Origin of the sequence: Acidovorax sp., assembly GCF_046291265.1 — a bacterium.
Classification (GTDB): domain Bacteria; phylum Pseudomonadota; class Gammaproteobacteria; order Burkholderiales; family Burkholderiaceae_C; genus Acidovorax.
Genome location: NZ_JBKBTV010000099.1, coordinates 1 through 10,325 on the forward strand (window position 1 = coordinate 1; position 10,325 = coordinate 10,325).

The 10,325-nt window shown below is 67.6% G+C and carries 6 protein-coding genes and 1 pseudogene; 4 read left to right on the top strand and 3 right to left on the bottom strand.

Translation table 11 applies throughout. The features are described 5' to 3' along the window. Both ACK41V_RS22330 and ACK41V_RS22335 read right to left on the bottom strand, forming a co-directional pair. A pseudogene (locus ACK41V_RS22330) lies at positions 1 to 1,422 on the bottom strand (indolepyruvate ferredoxin oxidoreductase family protein); the annotation flags it as partial. Next, on the bottom strand, positions 1,419 to 1,583 hold the full coding sequence (locus tag ACK41V_RS22335) for a hypothetical protein (RefSeq protein ID WP_409785685.1): 165 nt from the start codon (positions 1,581 to 1,583) through the stop codon (positions 1,419 to 1,421). The pseudogene ACK41V_RS22330 and the gene ACK41V_RS22335, both read right to left, overlap by 4 nt. 190 nt (positions 1,584 to 1,773) lie before the next feature. Between ACK41V_RS22335 and ACK41V_RS22340 the strand changes: the two genes are divergently transcribed. The 4 genes from ACK41V_RS22340 to ACK41V_RS22355 all read left to right on the top strand — a co-directional run bounded on the left by ACK41V_RS22340 (position 1,774) and on the right by ACK41V_RS22355 (position 8,968). Continuing rightward, a complete protein-coding gene (locus tag ACK41V_RS22340) occupies positions 1,774 to 2,256 on the top strand; it encodes an Lrp/AsnC family transcriptional regulator (RefSeq protein ID WP_409785686.1) in 483 nt (160 codons plus the stop codon). Between the two features lie 386 nt (positions 2,257 to 2,642). Continuing rightward, positions 2,643 to 5,567, top strand: coding sequence for a DUF2339 domain-containing protein (locus ACK41V_RS22345; protein ID WP_409785688.1), 2,925 nt, complete (start codon positions 2,643 to 2,645; stop codon positions 5,565 to 5,567). Next, positions 5,564 to 7,048 (top strand): DUF3999 domain-containing protein, encoded by a 1,485-nt coding sequence (locus ACK41V_RS22350; RefSeq protein ID WP_409785689.1) that lies wholly within the window; start codon positions 5,564 to 5,566, stop codon positions 7,046 to 7,048. Before ACK41V_RS22345 ends, ACK41V_RS22350 begins: the two co-directional genes overlap by 4 nt. 141 nt (positions 7,049 to 7,189) lie before the next feature. After that, positions 7,190 to 8,968 (top strand): MFS transporter, encoded by a 1,779-nt coding sequence (locus ACK41V_RS22355; RefSeq protein WP_409785691.1) that lies wholly within the window; start codon positions 7,190 to 7,192, stop codon positions 8,966 to 8,968. A gap of 40 nt (positions 8,969 to 9,008) precedes the next feature. Here the strand turns inward: ACK41V_RS22355 and ACK41V_RS22360 are convergent. After that, positions 9,009 to 10,325, bottom strand: a 1,317-nt coding sequence (locus tag ACK41V_RS22360; protein WP_409785692.1) for a DUF3482 domain-containing protein, incomplete at its 5' end; no start/stop codon positions are given.

The window sequence follows — 10,325 nt, forward strand, 5'->3', positions numbered from 1 at the left end:
CACGCGGGTGCTGGTGTTGTGCGGGCAGCCGCTGCAGAACCAGGGCGCGCGCTCGCCCGTGTCCACCTTCAGCTCCGTCATGGCACGTTCGCTGGCTTCGATGACGGCGATGCGCGAATCCATGCGCGCGATGATGTCGCTCGACACGCCCAGCTTCTTCAAGCGTTTGGCGATGGCCTTGGCGATGATGGCCGGGGTCAGGTCGGCCTTGGCGCGCAACAGCCAGTTCTGGCTGGGGTTGGGCATGGACCATTCGCCTCCCGTGGCATCACCCTCGGGCTCGTCGAACTTGCCCAGCACGTGGGGGCGCACGTCCGAGCGCCAGTTGTACAGCTCTTCCTTGAGCTGGTATTCGATGACCTGGCGCTTTTCCTCGACCACCAGGATCTCCTGCAGGCCCTGGGCAAAGTCACGCGTGATGGTGGCTTCGAGCGGCCAGACCACGTTGACCTTGTGCACGCGGATGCCGAGCTGGCGGCAGGTGTCGTCGTCCAGCCCCAGGTCCACCAGGGCCTGGCGCGTGTCGTTGTAGGCCTTGCCGCTGGCGATGATGCCGAAGCGGTCGTTCGGGCCCTGAATCACGTTGTAGTTGAGCTTGTTGGCGCGCACATAGGCCAGGGCTGCATACCACTTGTAGTCCATGAGGCGCGCTTCCTGCTCCAGCGGCGCATCGGGCCAGCGGATGTGCAGGCCACCGGGCGGCATCACGAAGTCCTCAGGCATCACGATCTTTACGCGGTCGGGGTCAATGCTGATGCTGCCGGACGACTCCACCACTTCCTGAATCGTCTTCATGCCCGACCACACGCCAGAGAACCGGCTCATGGCAAAGGCGTGCAGGCCCATGTCCAGAATTTCTTGCACGCTGCTGGGGAAGAACACCGGCGTGCCGCAGGCCTTGAAGATGTGATCACTCTGGTGCGCGGCCGTGCTGCTCTTGCTGATGTGGTCGTCGCCCGCAATGGCGATCACGCCGCCATGCTTGGCCGTGCCGGCCATGTTGGCGTGCTTGAACACGTCCGAGCACCGGTCCACGCCCGGGCCCTTGCCGTACCAGATGCCGAACACGCCGTCGAACTTCTTGCTTTCGGGGTACAGGTCCAGCTGCTGTGTGCCCCAGACGGCGGTGGCGCCGAGTTCTTCGTTCACGCCGGGTTGAAAGACGATGTTGTTGGCGGCCAGGTGCTTTTTGGCGGCCCACAGCGACTGGTCATATGTGCCCAGGGGCGAGCCACGGTAGCCGCTGATGAAGCCCGCCGTGTTCAGCCCCTGCATGGCATCGCGCTGACGCTGCAGCATGGGCAGGCGGACCAGGGCTTGCACCCCGCTCATGAACGCACGGCCACTGTCTAAAGCATATTTGTCGTCGAGCGTGACGGTTTCGAGGGCCTTGCGAATGTGTTCAGGCAAGGGAGCGTTCACAGTGCACCTCCTTCGCGGGCGCGCTCGACGCCAAATCCGCTGCGCTCGGCGTTGCCGATCTCTGCCTCTTTGTGCCTGCGGCTCAACCCGCCATGCGGGTTGTCGTCCAGCGTGACGGTCTCAAGGGCCTTGCGGATGTGCTCGGGCAGCGGTGCATTCATGGCTATGTCTCCAATGGCTTTTTTGTGGGGTCGCGCCTTGTGGGCACGATTCAGGCAGTGCAACGCCGCCCGTTTAGGGCCGCGGCTCTAGTCTGCAGAGAAGTGTATGTCTGCGCCGCAGATATGTCTTTGCGTTCTGTGCCGCATTTGGGCTATTCTGAGAAAGGATCTTTCTCGATACGGCTATTTTGTGAACACTCTCGACAAATTCGACATCACCATCCTCAATGAGCTGCAGACCGACGCCCGGCTGACCAATGCCGAACTGGCCCAGCGCGTGGGCCTGTCGGCCGCGCCGTGCTGGCGCCGTGTGCGGGCGCTGGAGGAGCAAGGCTTCATCAAGGGCTACCGCGCGGAGATCGACCGGCACAAGATCGGCCTGGGGGTGCTGGCCTTTGTGCGGCTGGACGCCGACCGCAGCACCGGCAACCTCACGCGCGCCATGGAAGAAGCCATCCGCCAGATCCCCGAGGTCGTGTCCTGCCACTACATCAGCGGCACCGGCACGTTCGAGCTGCAGGTGGTGGCGCGCGATCTGGACAGCTTCTCGCAGTTTGCGCGCGACGTGCTGCTGAACCTGCCCAACGTGAAAGACATGCACACCAGCTTTTCGCTGGGCGAGGTGAAGGCCAGCGGGGCGTTGCCCCTCACGCACCTGGCGCGGGTGAAATGATGAATGCTATTGTTTTAATAGCTATTAGCGCTTATCGGATAAGCGCTAGAGCCTGATTTGGCATGTAATCTGCGTAGGGCATGCCCCTGCACAGGGGCCCAGGGCGTTGCCCGGCGCCATGCCACGTAACAAGGCGTTCGGGCATGGCTCAACCGGCATGCTGTGCTGTATAAGCCTGCGAACCCTAGCGGGACTGCCAAGGCGCCGCGCGCACTCTGTCATCTCTGCGCCTTCAGGCTGTGCGCCCCGCGCCCATGGCCAAGGCGCTTTGCTGCAATGCAGTGGGGAGCGCGGCTTTCGGCGGGTCTACAAATAAATAACGATGGCTTTTTTCGAACACAGGCAGGTTGCCTGGCGAAGGGAGCCCCAACGAGGGAGTGGGCGGCATGATCATCTGGGGAATTTTTTGGGGCGCGGTGCTGGGCTCGTGGTTTGGCGGCTACGGCGATTTCGGGCCCTTCGTTGGCGGCATCCTGGGCTTTTTCGCCGGGTTATCGCTGCGCTGGGCGATCCGCTCAACCATCCGCACCGAGCTGCAGGCGCATGCCTCCAAGGCCGTTGACAAGCCAGCCCTGGCGGCCGCCCAGGCGGCTCCCGCCGCTGAAGCGCGGACCCACTCTGCGCCGCCGGTCGTGAATGCGCCTGTGCCCGTGCCGCAGGCGCCCCTTCCCGCTGCCAGCGCAAAACCGGTGGCGACGGATGATGAATTCTGGGCGGGCGCCTCCACGCGACAAGGCTTGCCCCAAGCCCCGGCCTCGGTGCCTCCCCGCACCGATGCACCCCGCAAGCCCTCCCAACCCAATGCCGTCGAACAGGCGGTGCTCGCAGCCAAGAACTGGTTCCTCGGCGGCAACACCATCGTGCGCGTGGGCCTGGTGATCCTGTTCATCGGCCTGTCGTTCCTCGCCCGCTACGCCGCCTCTGCGGGGCTGTTCCCGGTGGAGCTGCGCCTGGCCGCCATCGCCGGGGTGGCTGTTGCGCTCCTGGTTGTGGGATTTCGCAAGCGCGCCGACAAGCCGGGTTTTGCGCTGGCCCTGCAGGGCGGCGGCGTGGCGATCATGTACCTCACCGTGTTTGCAGCCTTCCGGCTCTACGGGCTGCTGCCGCCCATGCTGGCCTTCGGGCTGATGATCGCGGTCTGCGCCGCCAGCTGCGCATTGGCGCTGCTGCAGGACTCGCGCTCGCTCGCGGTGGCAGCCTTCGCCGGTGGGTTTGCAGCGCCCATCCTGCTGTCGACAGGCCAGGGCAGCCATGTGGGCCTGTTCAGCTACTACACGCTGCTCAACCTGGCCATTCTCTTCATTGCCCACAAGCGCTCCTGGCGCGTGCTCAATGTGGTGGGTTTCATCGCAACCTTCGGCGTGGCCTCGGCCTGGGGTGCGCTCCGGTACATGCCGGATCAATACGCCAGCACCCAGCCCTTCCTTGCGGGCTTTGTGCTGATCTATCTCTTCACCGCCATCCTCTACGCGCGCAACACGCCCACCAAACTGGGCAACGCGGTCGACACCATGCTGGTGTTTGGCACGCCGCTGATTGGTTTTGGCTTGCAGGCCGGGCTGGTGCAGCCGTTCGAGCTGGGTGCGGCCTTCTCCGCGCTGGCCTTTGCTGCGCTGTATCTGGTGACCGCCATGGTGCTGGTGCGCAACGCGCTCGGCAGCTACCGCCTGCTGATCGAATGTTTCATTGCCATCGGCGTGGGCTTTGCCACGCTGGCCGTGCCGCTGGCGCTGGACGCGCAGTGGACGTCCGCCGTGTGGGCTCTCGAAGGCGCTGGTGCTTTCTGGGTCGGCATGCGCCAGGCCCGCTGGATGCCGCGCGCCTTCGGGCTCTTGCTGCAGGGTGTGGCCATGCTGGCGTTCATGGGCAGCATCCACAACCTGTCGCCCCTGCCGTTGGTCAACCCGGCCTTCCTGGGCGCATTGCTGATTGCGCTGCCCGCGCTGCTGCTGGCCTGGTGGCTGCGCAAGCCGCTGCCGCACAGTGGCTCGGCCTGGGCCCAGGGCTATGCCAGGGTGGAGGCGCAGCTGTCCAGCCCGGCCTATCTCTACGGCTTTGCCTGCTGGTGCCTGGCCTGGGCGCTGGAAATCACACGCAGCGTGCCCGCCGCAGAAGCGGGCCAGTGGCCGGTGTCGGTGTTTACAGACCGCATCGCCGGGCTGCTGGTCATGCTGGCCGTGGTGCTGAGCGCCGCCGTGTCGATGCTGCTGGGCTTGCGTGCCCGCTGGGCCGTGGCCACCTGGCCTGCGCGCGGCACCATCGCCGTGCTTGCGCTGGGTTTTGTGGCCCAGGTGGGCGACGGCCACCGCGTGCTGGCCACGCCCGCCTGGGCGGTGTGGCCCATCGTGCTGGCGCTGCATGTGTGGATGCTGCGGCAGACGGACCGCCTGCAGGCAGCGGCCAAACCTGGCGGCACAACCGCGGCGGGTACTGCGCGGTTTGGCGGGTTCCATGCCGCCACGGCGTGGCTGGTGACTTTTCTGCTGGCCGACTGCCTGTGGTCGGGCATCGGCAAGGCCGAGCTGTGGCGCACCTCGTGGGCTGGGGTAGTCATGCTGGTCAGCGCCATTGCGGTGTTGATGCTGCTGGCGCTGTGGGCGGGCCGTGGCAACCAGCCCGCCGCCCGCGCAGCGCTGCCCTGGCCGCTCAACCCGCATGCGCAGGCCTACTACTGGCTGGCGGCCCTGCCGCTGGCGGTGTTGGTGTTCTGGGGCGCGCTGCTGGCCGCAGTGCATTCGTCGGGCCACACCGCGCCACTGCCCTACATCCCGCTGCTCAACCCGACCGACCTGACGCTGGGCCTGGCGCTGGGCAGCCTGGTGTTCTGGCGGCGCGTGCTGGTGTCGGCACTGCCGCCCCCAGCCCGTTCGGGCTGGGTCACCGGGCGCCATGCGCTGGTGGCGTTGGCAGTGCTGGCGTTCATCATGATCAACACGGTGTGGCTGCGTGTGGCCCACCACTTTTTCGGCGTGCGCTGGGATGCCTCGGCGCTGTTCGACAGCTTTGTCGTGCAGACCGGCTACGCCATCTTGTGGACGCTGCTGGCGCTCAGCATGATGGTGCTGGCGCACCGCCGTGCGCAGCGGCCGCTGTGGCTGGTGGGCGCGGGCCTGCTGGGGCTGGTGGTGGTCAAACTGCTGATGATCGATTTGTCCAATGCCGGTGGGGCCGAACGCATCATTGCCTTCATCGCGGTGGGCGTGCTGATGCTGGTGGTGGGCTACTTCGCGCCGCTGCCACCCAAGGCGGCTGCCCGTGCGGAGCCTGAAACGCCACCGGTGGCCCCGGCGGAACAGGAGATGCCCTCATGAAACCCATCCCTCTGAATCTGCCCGCGTTGCTGGCCGCTGCCGCCCTGTTCGTTTCCGCCGGCGTGGCCCAGGCGGCGGCCGATGCCAACAGCCCTGCTGCCTATGCCATCCGCATCCCCGTTGCGCTGGCGAGCGATGCGCCCCTGCAGCGCGTCATGCTGCCTGCCGAGGTGCTGGTGCGCCTGCAAAGCCCGGGTTATGCCGATGTGCGCCTCTTTAACGGCGCAGGCCAGCCCGTGCCCATGGCCCTGGCCGGTGTGGCGGCGGCCAGCGCGCAAGAGGAATCAGTTAACTTGCCCGCTTATCCCATCCTGGGCGCTGCGAGCACGGGGACAGCAGGTCTGGAAGGCCTGTCGCTGCGCATCGAGGAGCGCCAGGGCCAACGCGTGGTGCAGATCGACACGACTGGCACAACAGGCACGGCAAGCCCTGCCGCCACGCAAACCGTCCGGGGCGCGTTGTTCGACGCGCGCAGCCTCCAGCTGCCTGTGGTCCGCATGGCGCTGGACGCTGACTGGCCCGCGGGCCAGCCGGTGACCTTCCAGGTGCAGGCCAGCAAAGACCTCAAGCAGTGGCGGCCGTTGGCCGAGACCGTGCTGTACCGCGCAGATACCGCTGCAGCACCCACAGCCCCGGGCCGCCTGGGCAACGAGCAGATGGACCTGCACCGGGCCGACCTGAAAGACCACTACCTGCGCGTGACCTGGGGCGACGCCGCCGTCACCCTGCGCGGCGCCACGCTGGTCACCTCGCGCGGCACGGGCCCGCGTGAGCGCGTCAGCGCCAGCATGGCTGCACCGGCCCTGGCCAACCCGCGTGAACTGGTGTTTGCGCTGCCATTTGCTACACCGGTCGCCGCGCTCAAGATCACGCCGCAAGGCAGCAATGTGCTGGTCCCCGTGCGCGTGCTGGGCCGCAACCACCGTGAACAGCCCTGGTCGCCGCTGGCCAGCGCCGTGGTCTACAAGATGGCCATGGGGGGCAAGGAGCAGAGCAACGCGCCGATCGAGCTGGGCGGTGCCTGGGTGCGCGAGGTCAAGATCGAAGCCGACGCCAAGTCGCCCGGCTTTGCCGCTGCGCCCGAACTGGCGCTGCAGTTCGAGCCCGCACAGCTCGTGTTCCTGGCCAGCGGGCAGGGGCCGTGTACTTTGGCGGGCGGGCTGTCGGGTGCTTCGGCAGCGGCGAGTGCCTTTCTGCCCCTGTCAAGCCTGGTGCCGGGCTACCAGACCGCGCAGGAAAACACGCTGCCCGTGGCGCTGGCGGATGTAGCCCGTGCCGACATCACCGGGGGGCAACCGGCAGGCGGCGTGCAGGTGGCCGCAACGGCAGCCAGCGACGGCCTGCCCCTGCGCAACTGGGTGTTGTGGGGTGTGCTGCTGGCAGGCGTTGGTGCGCTGGGACTGATGGCCTGGCTGCTGCTACGGCAGACAAAAAAACAGGCGGACATGGCGCCGGACGTGCCGTCCGATGTGGCTCCCTGACGCCAGCACCTGCACGTTCAACCGCGTGTCGAGGCAACGGGGAGGCGGGCTCCGGTCGTGACGCTTGTGGGCCCCATCTGGCCCGTGGCTATTCGGTGCGTTACGCGCAGTGCCGCTCCAACCGTCGCACAATGCGAAGACATGCCACCTTTGCCGTCCCACGAAAGTACGCGCAGCATTGCGCGCCCCACCTCCCCTGAAGCGAATCCGGCGCCTGATGCTGCAGCGCAGCAGCCACCCGCACAGAGCACCGATGGCGCCCAAGCCGCCGCCGACCGCGCGGCCCTGGCCCAGGGCACCGAGGAATCCGTAGCCGCCCAGCTCGACCAGAGCGCGGCGCAGCTGAACCAGGCTGCCTCCCTGTCGCCCTTCGCGCCGCTGTCGGTGCCCGTGTTCCGCATGCTGTGGCTCACCTGGGTGGCGGCCAATACCTGCATGTGGATGAACGACGTGGCGGCCGCGTGGCTGATGACCACACTCACCACGTCGCCCGTGCTGGTGGCGCTGGTGCAGACGGCGTCCACCCTGCCCGTGTTCCTGCTGGGCCTGCCCAGCGGCGCGCTGGCCGACATCCTGGACCGGCGCCGCTATTTCATCGCCACGCAGTTCTGGGTGGCCGCGGTGGCGCTGGTGTTGTGTGTGGCCATCCTGGCTGGTGGCATGACGGCGCCGCTGCTGCTGGCGCTCACCTTTGCCAACGGCATCGGCCTGGCCATGCGCTGGCCGGTGTTCGCGGCCATCGTGCCCGAGCTGGTCAGCCGCGCGCAGCTGCCAGCCGCTTTGGCGCTCAACGGCGTGGCCATGAACGCCTCGCGCATCATCGGCCCGCTGCTGGCGGGCGCCATCATTGCCAGTGCGGGCAGCGCCTGGGTGTTTGTGCTCAATGCGGTGCTGTCGGTGGCCTCGGGCCTGGTCATCATGCGCTGGAAGCGCACCCACGTGCCCAGCCCGCTGGGCCGTGAAAAACTGCCCAGCGCCATGCGCGTGGGCCTGCAGTTTGTGCGCCAGTCGCCGCGCATGCGGGCGGTGTTGTGGCGCATCTCCATCTTCTTTTTGCATGCCACCGCATTGCTGGCCCTGTTGCCACTGCTGGCCAAGGGGCTGGAGGGTGGCGGTGCGGGCACGTTCACCTTGCTGCTCGCGTCGATGGGTGCGGGCGCCATCACGGCCGCCATGTTTTTGCCGCGGCTGCGCCAGGCCATGGCGCGCGACGTGCTGGTGATGCGCGGCACCATCCTGCAGGCCGTTGCGACGGCGGTGATGGCCTTGGCGCCGAATGTGTATGTCGCCGTGCCCGCGATGTTTGTGGGCGGCATGGCCTGGATCACCACGGCCAACTCGCTCAGCGTGTCGGCCCAGCTGGCGCTGCCCAACTGGGTGCGGGCGCGTGGCATGTCGATCTACCAGATGGCCATCATGGGCTCCACAGCCTTGGGTGCGGCCGTGTGGGGCCAGGTGGCCACCGTGACCGATGTGCATGTCAGCCTGGGGCTGGCGGCCGTGACCGGGGTGCTGGCCATGGCGCTGGTGCAACGGCTGGTGGTGGACCGCAGCATGGAAGAGGACCTGAGCCCCTCGCGCGCGTTCACCGCGCCGGTGGCCGACAGCCCGCCCGAGCCCGGGCATGTGGTGGTGACGATTGAATACTTCATCGATCCGGCGCGGGCGACTGAATTTCGCACGCTGATGCAGGAAAGCCGCCGCAGCCGCCTGCGCCAGGGCGCGCTGTCGTGGCAGTTGCAACACGACATTGGCGACCCCACGCGCTATGTGGAGCAGATCGAGGACGAATCCTGGACCGAGCACCTGCGCCGTTTTGACCGCGTGACCGCCCATGACGTCGCGCTGCGCGAACGCAAGCTGGCGTTCCACACGGGGGATGCGCCGCCGGTGGTCACACGCCTGACGGTGGAGCGGTAGTTTTCAAAAAAGATAGCTGCTAGCGGTTAGTGGATAAGCGCTAGAGCCTGTTTTGACTCATATTTTCTGACCGGACAGGTGCAAAGCTGCGCTCCAAAATGCCCAGCAACACCGTGCGCAGCAGCGGCGGCAGCGCATCGGCGGGCCCTTGTGGAGAGGGGGGCGCCTTGAGCGCCGCCGCCAGTTCGCCCCCGTGGGCGGCCACCGTGCCCGTCACCTCGGCGTGCCAGCGGCGGGCCAGGGCGTCGGCGTTCTGCGCGCGCACGCGGGTCTGGTGGGCGATGACCAGATAACGCGTGCACGCGGCTTCAATGGCGTGCCGCAGCACCTCTTGCTCCGCGTCCTTCTTTTGAAACGCACGCACCACCCAGGCCGTGGTGCCGCCCAGCAGTGCGCCCAGGGCGGTGCCCGCTCCCAGTGTCAGTCCGCCTGTGCCGATGTCGATCAACGCACCCGCCTTGGCGCCAGCGGCTGCACCGGCTGCCGCACCGGCCGATGTGCCCACGGCGAGCGCGGTGTTGTCGGTGCGGCGCAGTGTGGGCAAGCGATTCGGTGCCGCGGTGTTTTCTGGCGGCGCGGGTTGGTTGCCGTGCAGTGCGCGCAGTGTGGCGTCCAGGGTTTGCACCTGGTGCGCGTACTGGGCTGCTGGGTCGACGGTGCCCAGGGCCGTGCAGGCGCGCAGGTGCTGCGCCAGGGCCGATACCGATGCATCAAAACGCTGCCCGTTGCGGGCCACACCGCTGGCGCGCAGCCGGGCCAACACATGCTGGCTTTGGGGCAGCGCGGCCGCCAGCTGGTCAAACAACGCGGGCTCCAGCACCCAGCTTTCGCCGCAGTCTTCCCAGCGCAGCGCCCGCTGGGGTGCGGGTGCCCAGGCCGGTGGCATCGGGTGGTCGGGCGCGGTGTCGCTCCAGATCAGCACGGCGTCCACCGGCTCGCGGGTCGCGGCTGGGTCCGCGGGGTCGGCAAACCGCAGGCGGTCGCCTTGCGGGGTCCCTTCGGCGGCCATGGCTTGCAGCACCTGAATTTGTGCGGGCTGCAGGCCCTGCAGGCCGATCACCAAGTCGCCGGGCAGGCTGCGGCGCAGTGCGTCAAACGCGGCGTCTTGGGGGTCGTCGGGGTCGATGTGGCATTGGCGTGCCCACTGCGCCTCTCGCGCCCAGGCCCAGGCGGCCAGCGCCAGGCGGGGCAGCACCACCGCAAGTGCCAGCAGGCCCACATACATCCACACCCAGCGGCTGCCCGCCGCGCCCTCGCCTGCAAAGTTCTGCGTGGCCGTGATCTCTTGCAGCGAAAACGGCGCCAGACCGAACAGCGCGGTGAGCGGCCAGAACAGCGCCGAGACGATGGCATGCAC

What these genes read in the sequence shown, in the direction of transcription:
- ACK41V_RS22335 (WP_409785685.1), bottom strand. Translation starts at nt 1,583, where the DNA reads ATGAATGCACCGCTGCCCGAGCACATCCGCAAGGCCCTTGAGACCGTC.
- ACK41V_RS22345 (WP_409785688.1), top strand. Translation starts at nt 2,643, where the DNA reads ATGATCATCTGGGGAATTTTTTGGGGCGCGGTGCTGGGCTCGTGGTTT.
- ACK41V_RS22350 (WP_409785689.1), top strand. Translation starts at nt 5,564, where the DNA reads ATGAAACCCATCCCTCTGAATCTGCCCGCGTTGCTGGCCGCTGCCGCC.
- ACK41V_RS22355 (WP_409785691.1), top strand. Translation starts at nt 7,190, where the DNA reads ATGCCACCTTTGCCGTCCCACGAAAGTACGCGCAGCATTGCGCGCCCC.